At 73.5% G+C, this 18,039-nt stretch carries 16 protein-coding genes; 7 read left to right on the top strand and 9 right to left on the bottom strand.

All coding sequences use genetic code 11. From position 1 onward, the window contains the following. Window positions 1-18 precede the first annotated feature (18 nt). From WMF42_RS40605 to WMF42_RS40620, 4 genes are read right to left on the bottom strand one after another with little or no spacing between them, the layout of a single operon-like run. Window positions 19-1,695, bottom strand: a complete 1,677-nt coding sequence (locus WMF42_RS40605; protein ID WP_437688385.1) for a carboxypeptidase-like regulatory domain-containing protein — start codon at window positions 1,693-1,695, stop codon at window positions 19-21. Continuing rightward, complete coding sequence (locus tag WMF42_RS40610; RefSeq protein ID WP_061613155.1) at window positions 1,692-2,573, bottom strand: zinc ribbon domain-containing protein; 882 nt, start codon at window positions 2,571-2,573, stop codon at window positions 1,692-1,694. Before WMF42_RS40610 ends, WMF42_RS40605 begins: the two co-directional genes overlap by 4 nt. Continuing rightward, on the bottom strand, window positions 2,570-3,133 hold the full coding sequence (locus tag WMF42_RS40615) for a cytochrome c-type biogenesis protein (RefSeq protein WP_437688386.1): 564 nt from the start codon (window positions 3,131-3,133) through the stop codon (window positions 2,570-2,572). Before WMF42_RS40615 ends, WMF42_RS40610 begins: the two co-directional genes overlap by 4 nt. Beyond that, on the bottom strand, window positions 3,130-5,661 hold the full coding sequence (locus tag WMF42_RS40620) for a heme lyase CcmF/NrfE family subunit (RefSeq protein WP_437688387.1): 2,532 nt from the start codon (window positions 5,659-5,661) through the stop codon (window positions 3,130-3,132). Before WMF42_RS40620 ends, WMF42_RS40615 begins: the two co-directional genes overlap by 4 nt. 316 nt (window positions 5,662-5,977) lie before the next feature. On the opposite strand from WMF42_RS40620, the gene WMF42_RS40625 reads away from it, so the two are divergent. Together WMF42_RS40625 and WMF42_RS40630 are read left to right on the top strand one after the other, a co-directional pair. After that, window positions 5,978-7,240 (top strand): LeuA family protein, encoded by a 1,263-nt coding sequence (locus WMF42_RS40625; protein ID WP_081427107.1) that lies wholly within the window; start codon window positions 5,978-5,980, stop codon window positions 7,238-7,240. A 91-nt stretch (window positions 7,241-7,331) separates the two neighbouring features. Beyond that, window positions 7,332-10,307: a carboxypeptidase regulatory-like domain-containing protein gene (locus tag WMF42_RS40630; RefSeq protein WP_437688388.1), complete on the top strand. Its 2,976-nt coding sequence runs from the start codon at window positions 7,332-7,334 to the stop codon at window positions 10,305-10,307. Window positions 10,308-10,370: 63 nt separating this feature from the next. On the opposite strand, the gene WMF42_RS40635 is transcribed toward WMF42_RS40630, so the two are convergent. Continuing rightward, window positions 10,371-10,763 (bottom strand): hypothetical protein, encoded by a 393-nt coding sequence (locus tag WMF42_RS40635; RefSeq protein ID WP_437688390.1) that lies wholly within the window; start codon window positions 10,761-10,763, stop codon window positions 10,371-10,373. A gap of 217 nt (window positions 10,764-10,980) precedes the next feature. Here WMF42_RS40635 and WMF42_RS40640 point away from each other — a divergent pair, with 217 nt between their 5' ends. Further along, window positions 10,981-11,736 carry an HAD family hydrolase gene (locus WMF42_RS40640; protein WP_061613151.1) on the top strand — a complete coding sequence of 252 codons (756 nt, stop codon included), beginning with the start codon at window positions 10,981-10,983 and terminating at the stop codon, window positions 11,734-11,736. After that, window positions 11,733-13,040, top strand: a complete 1,308-nt coding sequence (locus WMF42_RS40645) for a hypothetical protein (protein ID WP_437688392.1) — start codon at window positions 11,733-11,735, stop codon at window positions 13,038-13,040. The genes WMF42_RS40640 and WMF42_RS40645 overlap by 4 nt, the downstream gene beginning before the upstream one ends. Window positions 13,041-13,082: 42 nt before the next feature. Here WMF42_RS40645 and WMF42_RS40650 read toward each other — a convergent pair whose 3' ends face one another. After that, window positions 13,083-13,526: an acyl-CoA thioesterase gene (locus WMF42_RS40650; RefSeq protein ID WP_061613149.1), complete on the bottom strand. Its 444-nt coding sequence runs from the start codon at window positions 13,524-13,526 to the stop codon at window positions 13,083-13,085. 152 nt (window positions 13,527-13,678) lie between these two features. On the opposite strand from WMF42_RS40650, the gene hpt reads away from it, so the two are divergent. Together hpt and WMF42_RS40660 are read left to right on the top strand one after the other, a co-directional pair. After that, the gene (gene hpt, locus WMF42_RS40655; RefSeq protein WP_061613148.1) at window positions 13,679-14,200 is read left to right on the top strand and encodes a hypoxanthine phosphoribosyltransferase; all 522 of its coding nucleotides are present in this window, start codon (window positions 13,679-13,681) and stop codon (window positions 14,198-14,200) included. Then, window positions 14,197-14,520 carry a tetratricopeptide repeat protein gene (locus WMF42_RS40660; RefSeq protein WP_437688394.1) on the top strand — a complete coding sequence of 108 codons (324 nt, stop codon included), beginning with the start codon at window positions 14,197-14,199 and terminating at the stop codon, window positions 14,518-14,520. Before hpt ends, WMF42_RS40660 begins: the two co-directional genes overlap by 4 nt. Window positions 14,521-14,562: 42 nt before the next feature. Here WMF42_RS40660 and WMF42_RS40665 read toward each other — a convergent pair whose 3' ends face one another. The 3 genes from WMF42_RS40665 to WMF42_RS40675 are packed head-to-tail and all read right to left on the bottom strand — an operon-like array spanning window position 14,563 to window position 17,218. Then, window positions 14,563-15,942, bottom strand: a complete 1,380-nt coding sequence (locus tag WMF42_RS40665; RefSeq protein WP_437688396.1) for a replication-associated recombination protein A — start codon at window positions 15,940-15,942, stop codon at window positions 14,563-14,565. Next, window positions 15,939-16,526 carry a TlpA family protein disulfide reductase gene (locus WMF42_RS40670; RefSeq protein ID WP_061613145.1) on the bottom strand — a complete coding sequence of 196 codons (588 nt, stop codon included), beginning with the start codon at window positions 16,524-16,526 and terminating at the stop codon, window positions 15,939-15,941. Before WMF42_RS40670 ends, WMF42_RS40665 begins: the two co-directional genes overlap by 4 nt. Next, window positions 16,523-17,218 (bottom strand): YggS family pyridoxal phosphate-dependent enzyme, encoded by a 696-nt coding sequence (locus tag WMF42_RS40675; RefSeq protein WP_061613144.1) that lies wholly within the window; start codon window positions 17,216-17,218, stop codon window positions 16,523-16,525. The genes WMF42_RS40670 and WMF42_RS40675 overlap by 4 nt, the downstream gene beginning before the upstream one ends. A gap of 231 nt (window positions 17,219-17,449) precedes the next feature. On the opposite strand from WMF42_RS40675, the gene WMF42_RS40680 reads away from it, so the two are divergent. Further along, the gene (locus WMF42_RS40680; RefSeq protein WP_437688399.1) at window positions 17,450-17,908 is read left to right on the top strand and encodes a hypothetical protein; all 459 of its coding nucleotides are present in this window, start codon (window positions 17,450-17,452) and stop codon (window positions 17,906-17,908) included. The last annotated feature ends 131 nt before the right edge of the window (window positions 17,909-18,039 follow it).

The raw sequence follows: 18,039 nt of genomic DNA on the forward strand, positions 1-18,039 counted from the left end.
ATCGGCGCTGAGCCCACCTCAGGGGGGCGGCGGCGGGTCGGCGTTCGCCTTGAGCGGCGCGCCGGCTGCCTTGCGCGAGCCAGCGGCCTTCCCGCGCGCCGGCCTCGCCTCGATCATGGCGACGATGCGCGCGAGCGCGTCGAGGAGCGCCCCCCGGACGCGCTCGTAGGTCTTCGGGCCGACGTCGCCCCGCTTCCGGGCGCGCTCGAGCTCGACGAACTCGTCGAGCAGCGCGTCCCGCGCCTCGAGCAGCTCCCGCCGCTCCTCGTCGTCGGCCCCGCGTTCGTCGTCGCGCCGCCGGACCAGGTTCACCGCGGCCCCGCCGATCACGGTGGCGCCGGCCAGGAACAGCGCGATCCACCGGCCCCAGCCCGGCGTCGGCAGCCCGGCGAGCGTGATCTCGACGGTCCTCAACCCGCCTTCGACGCGGGAGCTCTGCTTCTCGGTGATCAGGATCTTCTTGCCGTCCCGGTTCTGGGTGCGCTGCGCCGCCGGGAAGCCAGCGACGTTCAGCGTCATGGACTTCGACGCCTCGGCCATGATCCGGAGCTGGGCCATGCGCGGCGGCAGCTCGATGCGGATCGTCTGGCGCTCCTCCCGGTTGAACGGGACCTGCCAGCGGAACTGCCCTTCGTGCCGGCCAGGGCTCACCGTGCCGCGCAGCGCCACGCCGGTGCCCTTGGCCTCCTCGAGGCGCATGTCGTCCATGGTGTCCGTCTTGCTGAACGCCTTGTAGTCGGGCGGCAGGGCGAACGTCTCGTTGGGCAGCCAGGCGACGCGGCCGAGGTTGTAGACCTGGAATAGCTGCTCGACCGAGATCGAGTCCTGCCGTAGCTGGAGGTAGATGATGCCCTGCGTCCCGACGAGCAGGTTGCTCACGTCCGGCGTGGCCTCGTAGACGTGGAGCACGGCGCGCTTTCCGGCCTCGGCGCCGAGCCCGAAATGCGGCAGCGAGAACGTGGCGCCCTCGCGCGCGACCGAGATGCCGTAGCTCGTGCCGGCGCCGATCGTGAGGTTCTCGAGCCGGACAACGCCCGCGTCGTCCGTCTCCCTCGTGACGCGCTCGCGTGAGTCGCCCTTCGTCACCGAGCTCTGGAGGACGTCGATGTCGACAGGGACGCGAGGGACAGGCTTGCCGTCCGCGTCCTGCACCGCGAGCACAAGGACGCCGGGCGGGAGCCCCGTGTCGTCCTGGACCGCGTCTTCGGGCGCGTCGAACAGGCCTGTGAGCTCCTCCGCGGCGCGCCGCGACGCGGCCCCTCCCGCGGCAGAGCCGCCTACCGGCGGATGGCCGGACGGCAGCTCCTGCGCGACCTCAGGGTGGCCCGGCGGCAGCGCGCCGGCGGCGTCGAGCGCGCCCGCGTCCGCCGGCGTGGCCGCAGCGGGGCTCGCGGCGCCGGCAGCGGCCCCGCCGGCCGGCGGGGTCGCGCTCGGCTTCGCCGCCTTCGTGTCGTGGCCGGCGGCTGCGGGCTGCGCCGGGGCGGCTGTCGCCGCTCGGGGCTGCGCCGGAGCCGCAGCCGCCCTGGGGGCGGCGGGTTGCGCCGGAGCGGCCGTCGCCGCTGCGGGTTGCGCCGGAGCGGCCGTCGCCGCTGCGGGCTGCGCCGGAGCGGCCGGCTGCGCCTTCGCGGCCTGCGTAGCGGTCACGCCCAGCGAGGCGATCGCCGCCAGCGCGGTGCACCTGGTCCAGCGCATCACGGCGCCCTCCTGCTCTCGTTTTCGTTACCGCCGACCGCGGCCTCGTCGGTCGCGGCCTGCTCCGAGAGAGGCGCGTCGAGCGCGCACCTCGTCCCGCACTTCTTGCAAAACACGGCGTCTTCGTCGTTCAGCGTGCCGCAGGCAGCGCACGCGGTCGTGCGCGTCGCCCCGCGGTCGTCCGTCGCCACGGCGTCGTCGCGCTCCGCGTCGAGCGCCGTCTCCTGATCGCGCTCCTGCTGCTCCGGCCGCGTGGCCTTGACGCGCTTCCGCTTCGCCGGCCTCGGCTCGGCGGCGGCGTCCGTCTCGCTCGCGGCGGCGTCCTCGTCCTGCTCCGGCGCCTCGGGCGCGCCGTCGTCGTCCTGGAGCCCGGCGCGCCGGAGGTGCCTCGCGACGAGCGCGGCGACGTGCTCGCGCCGCGGCTGCGCGTCGGCGTCCAGCAGGCGGAGCAGCCGCTTCGCCTCGGCGCGGTACTTCGCGACCAGCTCGGCGTAGTCCTCCTCGCTGATCTTCCCGACGCTGCGCTCGAACTCCAGGTCCTTGAGCGCCCGCAGCACGGCCTGCTTCTGCTCCTCTTCCGTGCGCGGCGCGCCGATCGCGTACGCGTCGGCGCCGCTCAGCGGCGTCTCCCCGAGCAGCACGCGGAGGCTCGCCCAGAAGATGGCGATGACCGCGACGAGGGCGCCGCCCGCGAGCACGAGGATCGCCGCGGGCGGCCCCGCGACGAGCCCCGCGACGCCGGCGCCCACGAGCGCCGCGAGCGGCACCCCGAAGCGGGCGTAGTGCACGATCTGCCGCTCCAGCGGCGAGTCAGAGCCGCGGCTCACGGTCTCGTGGACCGCGGCCGGGGCGGCGCTCTTGGCAAGGTTTTCGGCGCTCATTCGCGGTCGAGGCTCTTGAGCTCGTCGTCGAGCTTGTCGTCGTAATCGTCGCGCGCGCCGGGGCCAGCGCCCTTCGGGGATCGCTGCGCCGCGGCGGCGCCCACCTCGTCGCTGCGCCGCTTCCAGCGGCGGAGCGTCACGATGACGAGGCCGGCGCCGAGCACGATGGCGCCCAGCGGGAAGAGGTAGAGCAGGCGCTGGCTGCCCTTGTTCGGCGGCACCGCCAGCGCCTCCGCGCCGAAGCGCTCGGCGTAGGCGGCCTGGATCTGCTCGAGCGTGCGCCCCGCCGCGAGCTCGACGCGGAGCGCGTCCCGGCGCTCGTGCGCGGTGCCGCAGGTGCACGTCCCGAGGGTCTCGCGCGGGCAGCCGCACGTGCAGATCAGGCTCCAGAAGAGCTGGCGCTCGGTGTCGTTCTGGATGCCGACGGTGCCCGTGCGCACCATCCCCTCGCCGAGCTGCTGGCCGTGGGCGAACTCCGGCGAGCGCAGCATGACGACGAGGGCGATGATGCCCGCGACGAGGAGGGTGACGCCGTGGATGAGTTTTCGGGTGCGGCTCATTCGAAGGCTGGCTGCATCGGCTGGGCAGCGGTCGGGAGGATGGCATCGATCGCGGGCGCCTGCCCGGCATGAACGGTCCCGCCGGCCGCCGGGGCGTGGCCCTCGACGCCGGCGCCACCAGGCGCGACAAGGGTCGGTCGACCGAACCCTTCCTGGATCGGGTGTCCGTAGGCCTGCGACGGACCGCCGGCGAGCAGGAAGGCGAACACGACGGAGGCCGTGACCGACCCTGCCGCTCGTACATAGCCGAACGCCCCGGCCTCCTCGAGCGCGATGTCGGGCCACATCGCGATGAGCGCCCCGAGGACGAGGATCCCGGCGCCGAACCACATGAACGAGATCAGGTTGTTCACGTGCAGCTGGAACGAGGCGACCTTCGTCTGCGGGTTCGCCATCCCGATGATCACGTAGAGGTCGTTCTTGAGCGTGATGTGCCGGGCGACCTCGGTCGACGGCGCCTCCGGGGTCGCCTTGTAGATGTACTTCGCCGGGCTGATCCGGCCGACCGGCGCGCCGTGCCGCTCGACGTCGAGGTCGGCGAAGACCATCCGCTTCTCGCTGTCGACCTCCATGCGCGGGCCGACGTAGACGAGGCGATACTCCTCGATCTCCACGGCCTCGCCCGGGTGGAGGCTGATCTCCTTATCGACGCCCCACGCGCGGCCGGCGAACCCGAGGAACATCACCGCGATGCCGACGTGCACGATGTAGCCGCCGTAGCGGCGCCGCGACCTCGCGACCAGGTTGTAGAACGAGGTGAAGAACGACTCGCTCCCGCGCTTCTGCCGCGCCGCGATGCCGCGGGCGAACTCCTGGACGACCACGGCGACGTTGAAGGCGGCGAACGCCACCGTGATGAACGGGTAGGTCGACGCGAGCTTGGCGAGCGCGTCGCCGAGCTGGCCGGGGTAGATCGGGTCCACGGGGACGAACGGGGCGAAGCCCACCTTCTTCCCGAGCGTGAGGTGGAGCGCCACCGCGATCACGGTGACCAGCACCGGCCAGCGGAAGCTCTTCCGGAAGAGCTCCGGCGACGTCTTCCGCCACCCGAGCAGCGGCGCGACGCCCATGAGCAGGAAGACCACCAGCGCGACCGGCGGGAGCCACATGTTGTAGAACGTCGGTCCGAGCGTCGACTTCTGGTCGAGCAGCCACTCGCTGATGCGCGGCCACACCGTCGCGACAGCGATGAAGATCATGATGCTGAAGAGGCCCCAGTTGTTGAAGAGGAACGCGGCCTCGCGCGACAGCAGCGACTCGAAGTTCCCGTCGCTGCGGAGACCCCTCAGGCGGTAGATGAGGAGCGCCGTCACCGCGACAGCGGCGGGGAGCCCGAGCCACGTGACGAACCACAGCGCGGCCCCGTCCGGGTCCTGGCTCAGGAAGCTCGCCGTGATGTGGACGGCCGGGACCGAGATGATCACCAGGAACACGAGGAAGCTGATGAAGCCCCAGCTGTTGAACGGCGGCTTCGCCTCGCGGGCGAGCGCGGGCTCGAACTGGTCGTCGCCGCGCAGGCGCGGCAGGCGGTAGATGATGAGCGACGCGCACGTCGCGAAGATCACCCCCATGAAGTAGACGAAGAAGATGCCGATGCCCGACCGCGCGAAGGAGTGGACGCTCGCGATGAGGCCGGAGCGCGTGAGGAACGTGCCGAAGATCGTCAGGAAGAACGTCATGCAGATCAGCGAGACGTTCCACACCTTCAGCATGCCGCGCCGCTCCTGGATCATCGTCGAGTGCACGTACGCGCTCGCCGTGAGCCACGGCAGGAACGCCGCGTTCTCGACCGGGTCCCACGCCCACGGACCGCCCCAGCCGAGCTCCTCGTAAGCCCAGAGCATCCCGAGCACGTTGCCGATCGACAGGAACAGCCAGGAGAAGAGCATCCACTTGCGCGTGGCGATGATCCACTCGCTGTCGAGGCGGCCCGTGGCCAGCGCGGCGATCGCGAAGGCGAACGGCACCGCCGAGCTCGTGAACCCGACGTACAGGCTCGGCGGGTGGATGATCATGTAGAAGTTGCGGAGCTGGTAATTCAGCCCGTTGCCGTCGAGGGGCGCGCCGGCGACGCTCGTCTGGAACGGGTTCGTCGAGAACACCATCAGGATCGCGAAGAACATCATGATGCTCATCAGCGTCGCGATGACGTAGGGCTGGAGCTCCAGGTACTTGCGCCGGAGCCAGTAGACGCAGCCTCCCGAGAACAGCGCGGTCAGGAACATCCACCAGAGCAGCGAGCCGTCCTGCCCGCCCCAGAGCGCCGCGATGAGGTACGGCGTGGTCATGGACCTGTCGCTGTACTGGGCCACGTAGGCGATGCGGAAATCGTGGCTGACGAAGGCGTACGCCAGCACGAGCACGGCGAGACCGACGAGCGCGATGGTGCCGTACGCGCCGAGCCGCGCCGCCTGGAGCAGCCGCGGCCGCCCGCGCGCCGACGCGAGCCCCACCGCGAACGTGTACGCCGCGGTGACCAGAATGGCGTAGAGGACGCCGGTCCCGAACTCAGGAAGGGATTGCCACATCGTTGTGGGGCCAAGCTTAGGCTTGCCAGGCGCGCAGGGCCAGCGCACCGCAGCGCGTAGACGAGCGTTCGCCGCGGTCGCGGGCGGCGCGCCGGCGCCCGCGCGTCCCCTCCGTCCTGGCCCCGGCGCATTTTCTGGCTGAGCTGCACGCGCCGCGCCCCGCGCGCCACGCCTGCCTGCGTGGTGACGGAGAGCGCATCACGACGTCGTCGCCGTTACGATTCGCCCTCCTCGCCAGCGCCGTGCGTCATGTCGAGCTTCCCGGAGAGGCTTCGTTTCAGGCTCGGCGTTGCGCGCGGCGCACTATACTCGGAGCATGGCGATCGATCCCGCCGGCACCCGCCCGACCGATCTCATCTACGACTGGAACGAGGTCGGCCGCGTCGGGCGGGTCATTCCGAAGGACATCGGTTTCTTTGACGAGACCCTGCGCGACGGTCTGCAGAACCCGTCCGTCGCCGACCCGAACATCGAGAGCAAGCTCAAGCTGCTCCACCTGATGGCCAAGATCGGTATCCACGTCGCCGACGTCGGCCTGCCCGGCAGCTCGCAGCGGGCGTTCGAGGACGTGCTCCGGATGTGCAAGGAGGTCGCGGACAACAACCTGCCGCTCCGGATCGCCTGCGCAGGCCGTACGGTCGTCTCGGACATCACCCCCATGATCGAGATCTCCCAGCGCGCGGGGATCCCGGTCGAGATCTACGCCTTCATCGGATCCAGCCCGATCCGGCAGCTCGCGGAGGCGTGGGACGTCGACCTCATCGCGCAGCGCAGCGCCGACGCGATCGACGCGGGCGTGAAGGCCGGGCTGCCTGTGGCCTATGTCACGGAAGACACGACGCGATCGCGCCCCGAGGTGCTGGCGACGCTCTTCAAGGTCGCCATCGACCACGGCGCGTCCCGTTTGTGCCTGTGCGACACCGTCGGGCACGCGACGCCCGACGGGGTGCGCAACGTGATCAACTTCACGCGGGCCATCGTCGCGGGCGCAGGGGCGTCGGTCGGCATCGACTGGCACGGGCACAACGACCGCGGGCTCGCGCTCGAGAACGCGATCTGGGCGCTCCAGTTCGGCGCGGACCGGGTGCACGGCACCGCCCTCGGCATCGGCGAGCGGGTCGGCAACGCCGCGATGGAGCTCATCCTGCTCAACATGAAGCTCCTCGGCCTCCTCGAGCACCAGGACCTCACCCACCTGCTCGAGTACTGCACGACCGCCGCGCAGGCGGTCGGCTGGGAGGTGCCCATCAATTATCCCCTGGTCGGACGGGACGCCTTCCGCACGGCGACAGGCGTGCACGCGGCGGCCATCATCAAGGCCGAGTCGAAGGGCGATGCCTGGATGGCCGACCGGATCTACTCGGGCGTCCCCGCCGGGATGTTCGGGCGGAAGCAGGAGATCTGCGTGGGCTACATGTCCGGCGCCTCCAACGTGAACTACTGGCTCAGGCAGCGGAAGATCGAGCCATCGAAGGAGCTCGTCGACGCCATCCTGGCCAGGGCCAAGGCCACGGATCACATCCTCGGCGAGGAGGAGATCCAGGCCGTGATCGAGCAGCACCGCGGCCGCCAGGCCTGAGCCGGCGCGGCCTCTGCCCGGGCCCGGCCCGCCGCGGGAACGGGCCCGGGGCGTTCGGCGTTTTCGCGGATCCGGAGTAGAGATCCAGGCCGTGGCCGAGCAGGACAAGCAACCCGCAGCGGAAGCCGGCCGGCCCGAGCGCCGGTCGCGGCTCGATACCGTCCTGGCCGCGATCGCCGCGCTTGTGTGCTTCTTCGCCGCGACCACGCTGCGCGATCTCGGCCCGCGGTTCCTGCCGCAGGCGCCGATCCCGGCGCCGCCGGTGCCCGCGTCGGTGGAGGGGCGCGCGGCCGAGCTCACCGCGACAGTGCGCGACGAGCAGGGGCGCCCGCTGCAGGACGCCACCGTGCGCGTCTTCGCGATGCGCGAGGACCGCGCCTATTTCGCCGGTGAGCAGAGGACCGACGCGGCGGGCGAGGCGCGCTTCGCCGGGCTGCCGTCGGGCGAGGCGTGGGTCATGGCGTACGGCGCGGAGCGGGCGCGCGCCTCGACGCGCCTCGCGCTCGAGCCGGGCCCGCGCGCCGTGGACCTCGTGCTGCGGCCCGCGAAGGTGCTCGAGGTGCTTGTCGTCGACGACGCGGAGCGCCCGATCGACGGCGCGGAGGTCGCTGTCGCGACCGCCGATCCCCTCCCCTTCGTGGCGACGACCGAGGGCGGCGGCCGCGCCCGGTTCGATCGGCTCGGCGCGACGCCCTACGTCGTGCGCGCGTCGGCCCAGGGGTTCGAGGACACGGTGCGGACCGGCATCGTGCCCGGGCCGGTGCCGCTCCGGCTGCGCATGGACCGGCTCGGCGCCCTCACCGTGCGGGTCGTGGACGCCGAGGGACAGCCCGCCGACGGCGCGACGGTGCTCGCCGCCGGCACCGGCCTCTGGCCGGCGCGCAGCACGACAACGGACGCGACAGGCGCCGCGCGGATCTCCGGGCTCCGCGACGGGGTGTACGACCTCAAGGCGCGGCGCGGCGGCGCCGTGAGCGCGACGGCGCTCGCCGTGCCCGTGCGGCGCGGCGAGGGCAAGGAGGTGAAGCTCGTCCTCGGGCCCGGCCGCCACGTGCGGCTCCTCGTGACCGACGGCGACGGCGAGGGCGCGCCGCCCGTGAAGGGCGCGAACGTCGTGCTCGTCGAGCACGGCCTGTCGGCGTTCCCGCTGCACGGCCGCACGGGCGACGACGGGTCGGTGACGCTCGGGCCGATCGCGCCGGGGTACGCGAGCGCGTCGGCCCTGGCGGCCGGGTTCGTGCCGCGCAACGCCGTGGAGGTCGACGCGGGCGCGACCGAGGCCCGCATCCCGCTGCTCCGCGGCGGCGCGATCGTGGGCGAGGTCGTCGACGACCGCGGCTACCCGGTGCCAGGCGCGACGATCGAGGTCGTCGGCGCGGACGCCGAGGGGATGCCCATCGACGAGACAACCGCGATGTCGGCGTTCAGGGACGAGCAGTTCGAGCGCGCCCTGCCCGGCCCGGCGCCGCTGATCCCCGCGGGCGAGCTCGGGGTCATGCCGGGCCCGATCCCCGACCTGCCGCGGGGGGACGTGTTCATCCCGGCGGCGTCGGTGCGGTCGGGCGACCCGTGGGTGACGCGCGCCGACGGCACCTTCCGGGCCGAGCCGGTCACCCCGGGGCGCGTCCACGCCATCGTGCGGCACCCGGAGTACGTGGAGACGCTCAGCGAGGTCGTGACGCTGCAGCCGGGCGGCGAGGCCCGCGTGCGCGTGGTGATGCGCCAGGGTGGCCTGCTCGAGGGCCGCGTCCTCGAGGAGGACCGCAAGCCTGTCGCGGGCGCGCGCGTCGAGCTGGCCGCGACGACCGGCTCGCTCGAGCGGGTGACGTACTCCGCGGACGACGGCACGTTCGCCTTCGCGGCGGTCCCCGACGAGGTGCTCGTCTCGGTGTCGCGGCCCGGGTCGCCAGGGGACGTCGTGGCGCGCCTCGTCGTCGAGGTCCCGGAGCGCGACCGCAAGGAGATCGAGGTCGTCCTCCCGAAGGTGCGCGAGGCGGTGGCCATCCACGTGACCGACGACCGCGGCTACCCGCTCGACCGCGTGGAGCTGCGCGTCCTCTCGCTCGACGTCGCGGTCCCGCTCCGCAAGACGCTCTTCACGGACGACGGCGGCGACGCGGTGCTGGCCGACGCCGCCGGGCTGCCGCTGCGGATCAGCCTCGTGCGCTCCGGCAGGGCGCCGCGCGTCGAGCAGGTCGACGCGGCGCCGAAGGAGCTGCGGCTGGAGATGAGCGGCGCCCTGAAGGCGACGGGCACCGTGACGGGGCGCGGCGGGCGGGAGCGGCTCGAGGGCGCGCGGATCACGCTGTTCTCGCCGACAGGGCCGCGCCGCGCGACGAGCGACGCGGAGGGCGCCTTCACGCTCGGGGACCTCGCGCCGGGCCAGCTCCGCGTCACGGTGAGCCGCGACGGGTTCGCGCCGGCGACGCTGCGGGTCACGATCGCCGGCGATCCGGATCGCCCGACGGACCTCGGGCGCATCGACCTGCTCGAGGCGGGAGAGGTCGCCGGCGAGGTCGTCGATCAGCGCGGCGATCCGGTCGCGGGGGCCCGCGTGGCGCGCGACAGGGTGCCGACGTACCTGCCGCTCGGCCCGCTGCCGCCGGGCGTCGTGACCACCGACAGGGACGGGCGGTTCCAGCTCGGCGGGCTGCCCGAGGGGACGGCGGTGATCGAGGCGTACAGCGCGGACCTCGGGCGCGCCGAGTCGCAGCCGGTGCAGGTGCGGGCCGGCAGGACGACCGATCGGGTCAGGATCGCGCTGCCGGGAGACGGCGCGCGGCAGGATCCGAAGGGCGCGGGGAGCCTGGCGGTGACGCTCGGCGAGGAGCGCCGGACCGTGACCGTCGTGGCGGTGCCGCCGGGGAGCGAGGCGGAGGAGGCGGGCGTCGAGCCCGGCGATCGGCTGCTGTCGGTGAACGGGGTCGAGGTGCGCTCCATCGAGGAGGCGCGGCGGCGGCTCACGGGGCCGCTCTCGGAGGACGTCGTTGTGCTGCTCGCGCGCGACGGCGAGCGCGGCGAGGCGCGGTGGCTCACGCGGGTGCGGCGGGAGAAGGTGCGGCGGTAGGCGGCCGGGGCGCCCGGCGGCGGCGCTGGCCGTGCGCGGCGCGCGGGCGCGCGCTGGCCGACGTCAGTTCTTCGCCTTGGCCATCACGATCGCGCGGCCGTCGCCGATCTCCCAGCGCAGCGCGTGATCCGTGGCGAAGCGGAACTCCGCCTGGTCGAGCCCGCCCTCGGGCCGGAGGAATGCGACGGTCACCTGATCGCCCTCCGCCTTGGTCACCTTGAAGGTCCCGCTGCGCGGCGTCTCCGCCGGCACGGTCACCGTGACCTTGCTGCCGTTGAACTCGATCGCGGTCCCCTTCACCCACCCGGTCGCCTTCGTGAGCTGCTCCACCGGGGCGTTGTCGATGGACTCGCCATACCAGCGCCCCTGCAGGCGATCGCGAGGGGTCTTCGAGCAGCCCGCCACAGCGGTCAGCGCCATCGCCAGGGCCAGAGCGGTCTTGATGCGGTTCTGCATGGGCCTTCCTTCGGGGCCTCGAGCAGCCCCGGATGTGGAAAATCCTAAGAAGAACGGAACGTTTGGGCCAACAATGTAGGATATTTCGGCACACTTGCCGACCCGCTGGGGTTCGTCGACGGAGATGGCCGCCGCGGCCTTCTGAGGAGGGCGAGTTCGCGCTAGGGTTCCGCCCGAGGAGCGCGCGGCAGGCGCGCTCCTTCACGGCGCGACGACCTTGAGCACGCTGTTCCACGAGAAGCGCCTCGTCCCCCTCGAGCGGACGCGGCTCCTGAACTCCATCGTCGAGCGCGCGGGCGACCGGTCGGAGGGGCCGCCTGTGATCGTCTTCGATCTCGACGGCACCCTCATGGACAACCGGCCGCGGGTTGTCGCGATCCTCCACGAGCTCGCCGAGGAGTGGCGCCGCAAGCACCCGCACGCGGCCGCCCTCCTCGAGCGCGCGGCGCCGGACGGCATCGTGTACGGGTTCCCGGACAACCTGCGCCGGCTCGGCGTCGACGACGAGGCGCTCCACCTGCACGCGTTCGAGTTCTGGAAGGCCCGCTTCTTCAACGATCCGCACATCCGGCACGACGTCGAGGTGCCGGGCGCGAGCCAGTACGCGCGGGCGTGCCACGCGGCGGGGGCGACCCTCGTGTACCTCACCGGGCGCGACCTCCCGAACATGGCGCTGGGATCGTTCGCGAGCCTGCGCGATCTAGGCTTCCCGATCGGGGTCATCGGCACGGAGCTCGTCGTGAAGCCGCGGTTCGAGATGCCTGACACCGAGTTCAAGAGGAGCGTCGCCCCGCAGCTCTCCCGGCTCGGGCGGGTCATCGCGGCGTTCGACAACGAGGCGGCGAACTGCAACCTGATGGTGGAGTGCCACCCCCGCTGCACAGCGGTCTTCCTCGACACCCAGTACGCGCCCGATCCGCCGCCGCTCGATCCGCGGGTGAAGGTGATCCACACCTTCGAGCGGGCGCCGTGATCCGCGCGCGCGTCGCCGCGGCAGGGCTGCTGCTGGCCGCCGGCGCCGGGTGCGAGCCGTCGCGCCACCCGCCGGTCGACCCCGTGGAGGCGGGCGCGAGCCCGAACGCGCGGATCCTCCCCGCGCCGCTCGCGAGCGAGACGCCGGACCTGCTCGACGCGTCGACCGCCGAGGTCAGCGCGAAGCTCGTGTCCGACGACTACGGCCGGCTCGTCATGTCCGAGGCGAGCCAGCATTCGCCGCTCCCGCTGGCGCCGGCGGCGCCGCTGCCGGAGGACACGCTCGCGCCCCGCGAGCTCCCCGGCGTCGCGCTCGAGGCGGCCTTCCGCTGGCGCGACGTGCCGCAGCCGCCCAAGGCGCCCCAGCTGGCGGCCGCCGGGCTCCAGGCGGCGCAGGCGGTCACCGACCTGACGTGGAAGATCGATCTCGCGGAGACGGGCCGCATGCGCGTCCAGTTCACGTCGCGGGCGCTCCCGCTGCCCTCCGGCTCGGAGCTGCGCGCCCGCCACGACGTCCACGGCGAGGTCCTGCTGTGGCCGGGCTTGACCCAGTACCGGGTCCTGCCGCCGGGAGCGCTCCGCACGCTGCTCGGCGAGCGGCGCATCGACGTGACGCCGCTGTCGACGGGCTCGGCGCGCCCGATCGGCGAGGGCAAGCGGCTCGATGTCGACGTCCGCAAGGTCGAGATGCACGCGAGCCTCGGCGCGCTGTACCTGGAGCTCGGCAGGATCCCCGAGGCGGGCGAGGGCGGTCCCCTGCTCTGCCGGGCGCTGCTGGAGATCCTCGGCGTCGATCCGAAGTCGCCCGAGTGCGTGGCCGGCGAGGTGCCGCTCCACGCGAGCTACGCCTGGCAGGGCGGCGGCGGCGTCGGCTTCGAGGTCACGTCGGTCGCCCGGCGCACCGACCTCGTCTCGACCGACATGCTGATGCCACCCCCGAGCGCCGCGTACGCGGCGGCGGGGCTCCCGTCGGCGCAGGGCGGCGTCTTCCTGTCGCGCGACGAGCTCGCGGCGATCCGGACGGAGCCGCTCCCGCTGCCGGCGAGCGTCGACCCCGGCGCGCCCGGCGAGGGCTTCGTCGCGGTGAACCAGACCGACGCGCTGCTCTACCTGCTCGTCGACGGCATCCCCGCTGTCGCGGTGCCCCCGATGAGCGAGCGCTACGTCAGCGGCCCCCAGCGCGGGCTCTACGTCGTCCAGTGGCGCACGTTCCTCGGCGAGAGCATCGAGCCGCCGCAGACGGTCGAGATGCCGGCGCGCCTCGTGCGCAGCGCGGCGGACGGGGACGCGGCGGACGGCGGCTGAGCGGGCGCGGCGGCCGGGGCTCGGGGCGGAGCCCCGAGGGAGCTAGCCGGCGGCCGGGATCTCGGGGCTCCACAGGAGCTGGGCGATGTCGTCCGGGATCCTCGTCAGCGTGAGGCTCGAGCCGAGGCACGCGAGGAGGATGTCGCCGTCGCAGATCACGTCCTCGCCCCGGAGGATGCGGTAGCTGAAGCGCGCGGTGACCCTCTGGATCTCGCGGCAGGTCGTCTCGACAACGAGGGTGTCCCCGAACCGCGCCGGCTGCCGGTACTTGAGCCGCAGCTCCGCGACGGCGAGGTGAAGCTCGCGCCGCACCATCTCCTCGTAGGAGATCCCGCGGCGCTGCAGCCAGTCGATGCGGCCCGCCTCCAGGTACACGACGTAGTTGGAGTGGTGGACGATGCCCATCAGATCCGTCTCGCAGAAGCGGACGGCCAGCGGCATGCGCGAGGTGAGGTGCGGGGGCGCGTCGGGCGGAAGGGGCGGCATCACAGAGGGCGCCGAGACTAGCTCAGTTCCGGCCCGGGCGGGCCCGGGCGGCGACGGAGCGGCCGCGCGACCCGGACGGTCCAGCGGCCGCGGGCGAGGGGTGTCCGCCTCGGCCCTGGCCGCGGGCGCGCCGCGGTGCTAGCGCGGCCGCCATGGCGAACGTCCGGACGCTCCTGTCCGCCGAGCAGATCGGCGCCCGCGTGCGCGAGCTCGGCGCGCAGATCACCAGGGACTACGCGGAGCGGAGGCTCGTGCTCGTCTCCGTGCTCAAGGGGAGCTTCGTGTTCACCGCCGACATCGCGCGGCACATCGACCTCCCGGTGCGCATCGAGTTCCTCGGCGTGCGCAGCTACGGCGAGGGCACCGACTCGACCGGCGTCGTCCAGATCACGCAGGACCTCACCCGCCCGATCGAGGGCGAGGACATCCTCCTCGTCGAGGACATCGTCGATACGGGCCTCACGATCTCGCACCTGCTCCAGCTCTTCCGCACGAGGATGCCGAGCAGCGTGAAGGTCTGCGCGCTCCTGCACAAGCCGGCGCGCGCGCGGGTCGAGGTGCCCGTCGACTACCTGGGCTTCACGATCGAGGACAAGTTCGTCGTGGGCTACGGGCTCGACTGGGCCGAGCGTTACCGGAACCTGCCGTACATCGGCGTTGTGGAGGCGACGTGAGCAAGCGGCTCTTGATGCTCGAGAAGATGACCCAGGGCGGGTCGAAGGATCCGTTCCACTGGTACGCGCTCGCGCTGGAGTACGCGGGGCTGGATCGGCACGACGAGGCGCTCGCGACGTTCAACGCGCTGCGGGCGATGGACGCGAGCTACGTGCCGATGTACCTCATGTGCGGGACGATGCTGGTGAAGGCAGGCCGCGCCGACGAGGGGCGCGCCTGGCTGAGCGACGGCATCGGCGTCGCGCGCAGCAAGGGAGATCAGCACGCGCTGAGCGAGCTCGAGCAGGCGCTCGCCGGCGCGGGCGGCGCCGAGGACTGACGGCGCGAGGGCGCCGCGCGGGGTGAAGCCCGGCGCGGCGCCTCAGCCGCCCTCGCCCTCGCCGCGGATGCGGCGGAGGCGCTCGCCGATGGTCCGCTCGTAGCCGCGGTCGGTCGGCTCGTAGAACCGGCTGCCGGCGAGCGGCTCGGGCAGGTAGGCCTCGCCGACAGCGACGCCGCCCGGCTCGTCGTGCGCGTAGCGGTAGCCCTCGCCGTAGCCCTCGTCGCGCATCAGCCGGGTGACGGCGTTGCGCAGCGTGAGCGGGACCGGGAGCGCGCCGTGCTCGCGCACGGCGGCCTGCGCGGTCTGCCACGCCGCCTTGCACGCGTTCGATTTCGGGGCCGTGGCGAGGTACAGCGCCGCCTGGGTGAGCGGGTAGAGCCCCTCCGGCATCCCCATGCGCCGGAACGCGGCGTCCGCCGCGACGGCGACCTCCAGGGCGCGCGGGTCGGCGTTGCCGATGTCCTCGGAGGCGAAGATCATCATCCGGCGCAGCAAGAAGAGCGGGTCGTCGCCGGCCTCGATCATGCGCATCAGCCAGTAGACGGCGGCGTCGGGATCGGAGCCGCGCATCGACTTGATGAAGGCGCTGATGACGTTGTAGTGCTCCTCGCCGGCCTTGTCGTAGAGCAGCGTCTTGTGCTCGCTCGCGCCGGCGATGAGCTCGCGCGTGATCGTCGAGGCGCCCGCGCGCCCCGCCTCGTCCGCGGCGATCTCGAGCGTTGTGAGCGCCCTGCGCGCGTCGCCCTGCGCGAGCGCGGCGATCGCCGAGAGCGCGTCGTCGTCGGCCGCCACCGCGCCGGCGAGCCCGGCGGGCGACTCGAGCGCGCGGCGCAGGAGCTCGACGAGCTCCGGGGCGTCGAGGCCCTGGAGCCGGAAGACCTTGCACCGGGAGAGCAGCGGCGCGTTCACGGCGAACGACGGGTTCTCGGTCGTCGCGCCGATCAGCGTGATGGTGCCGTCCTCGACGTGCGGGAGGAACGCGTCCTGCTGGGCCTTGTTGAAGCGGTGGATCTCGTCGACGAACAGGATCGTCCGCTTGCCCTCGTACGAGCGCGCGGCGCGCGCCTGGGCGAGGATCTCGCGGAGCTCCGGCACGCCGCCGAGCACGGCGTTGAAGGGGACGAAGCGGGCGTTCGTCGTGTGCGCGACGACGCGCGCGAGCGTTGTCTTCCCGGCGCCCGGGGGGCCCCACAGGATCATGGAGGGGATCCGGTCGGCCGCGATCGCGCGCGCGAGCAGCTTGCCCGCGCCGAGGAGGTGGCCCTGGCCGATCATGTCCGCGAGCGTGCTGGGGCGCATGCGCTCGGCGAGGGGCACCGCGGCCCTGAGCTCGGGATCGCGCTGCCGGGCGGCGTCGAAGAGGGTCGGGTCGTCGCCCGCGGGCCGCCGCCGCGGGCCGCCGCCGCGCGCCGCGCTCATTCGAAGACCGACCGCGCACGCGCGCGCGCGTGCGTGTCAGCGGACCGCTCCGAGAGAAGGACGTCCACGGCGCGGCGCGCGCCCTCCGGATCGCGCCCGACCCAGCGCACGGTGCCCGCGCCGTCGACCACGAACGTCAGGGGGACCTGCGCGACGCCGTAGGTCGCGGTGAGCCGCTGATCGAGGTCCGCGACGATGGGGAACGTCGCGCCGAGCGCGTGGGCGGACGCCTCCGCGGCGGCCTCCGAGTCGTCGACGTTCACGCCGATGACGGCCACGCCGTCCGCCTTGCGGTCGCGCCACAGCCGGTCGAGCGCCGGCATGGTCCGGCCGCACGACGCGCACCACGACGCCCAGAAGTCGATCACGGTGACCCGCGTCCTGCGCGCGCCGGGCACGCCGACCGTGACCGCCGCCGTCGACTCCACGCGGAACTCCGGCGCGGCGCTGCCCACGAGCGGGTGGCGCACGGACGCAGGCATCGCGCCCGGCCCGCAGCCGAGCGCGAGGAGCGCGCACGCCGCGGCCGTCGCGGCGGCGCCGGGGGCGATGACCGAGCCGAGGCGCGGCGCGGCGGACCTCACCCGCGGGCTCCGAAGATGGCCGTGCCGACACGGACGAGGGTCGCGCCCTCGGCGATGGCGGCCTCGAAGTCGTGCGACATGCCCATCGAGAGCTCGGGCAGCGCCTCCTGGCCGCCGTGCGCGTCGCGCAGGGCGCGGAGCTGCGCGAAGAACGGGAGGACGTCGGTCGGGTCGTCGAGGAAGGGGGCGATGGTCATCAGGCCGACCGGGCGGAGGTGCGCGCACCGGGCCACCGCGCCGAGGAGCGGCGCGAGCTCGCCGGGCGCGCAGCCGCCCTTCGAGGCCTCGCCGCCGACGTTCACCTCGAGGAGCACGTCGAGCGTGCGGTTGGTCGCGGCCGCGCGCCGGTCGAGCTCGACGGCGAGCTCGTCGCGGTCGACCGCGTGCACGACCTGCGCGACGCGCGCGACGATCTTCGCCTTGTTGCGCTGGAGCCGGCCGATGGCGTGCCACACGATCCCGTCGAGGTCGGCGAGCGCCTCGGCCTTCTCGACGAGCTCCTGCGCGTAGCTCTCGCCGAAATCGCGCTGCCCGGCGGCGTAGGCGGCGCGGATCGCCTCGGCCGGCTTCTCCTTGGAGACGGCGATGAGCCGGACGTCCTCCGGCCTGCGCCCGGCCCGCGCCGCGGCGGTGGCGATCCGGCGCCGCACCTCTTCGAGCCTCGACGCGATGTTCCCAGGGTCTTCCGACATCACGGTGCACGATACCTCGGGCGGCCGCCGTGGACACGCAAGTGCACCCCGCAGCGGGCCCGGCAGCGCGCTCGCGACCCGAGGCCAGCCCGGGGTGTCGGATCCATCCGCCCGGGCGGCGTGCCAGAGTGTGCCTGAGGGCCCCCTCGGCAGCGGGGGGATCACGCTGCTTCCTGAGATTTTCGTGGGATATTGCGTGGCATGTGGATTGCGAGGTTGCACGCACCTGCCATGCGAAGCCTGCTGTTCCTTACCCTGGTCCTCGCGGTTGGATGCACGTTCAACCCGCAACCCGAACCGCCGTTCCAGGACGACGGGGACAACGAACCGGTGCCGCCCGCGGTGACCGGCACAGGGGCCGGTAGCTCGACGGGCGCGGGCGTCTCAGCCGGCACCGGGGGCGGCGGTGCCGTCGGATCGACCAGCGCCGGTGCCGGGGGCAACGGGGGCAACAGCACCGGGGGCGATGCCACGGGCGGCGGCGGTGGCGGCGAGGCCGGCGCTGGCGGCGAGGGCGGCGCCGGCGGCGAGGGCGGTGCCGGCGGCGAGGGCGGTGCCGGCGGCGCGGGGGGTGCCGGCGGCGCCGGAGGGCAGGGCGGCGCGGGGGGTGCCGGCGGCGCCGGAGGGCAGGGCGGCGGGGACGGCGAGCCGTGCGGCGGCGGAGGCGCCGGCGGCGTGGTCTGCGGCTGACCAGGCACGCCGGGCGACCCTGACGTCGGCGCCGATCGCGGTGCATGGTAAGGGCGAGCCAGGGCCGACCATGATCGCGCTGGACGCCGCCCTCCCGGCGGACGAGAGCGCTGCGCAAGCGGCGGGAAGTG

The sequence above is a fragment of the Sorangium sp. So ce176 genome, from assembly GCF_051519835.1.
Lineage (GTDB): Bacteria > Myxococcota_A > Polyangia > Polyangiales > Polyangiaceae > Sorangium > Sorangium cellulosum_G.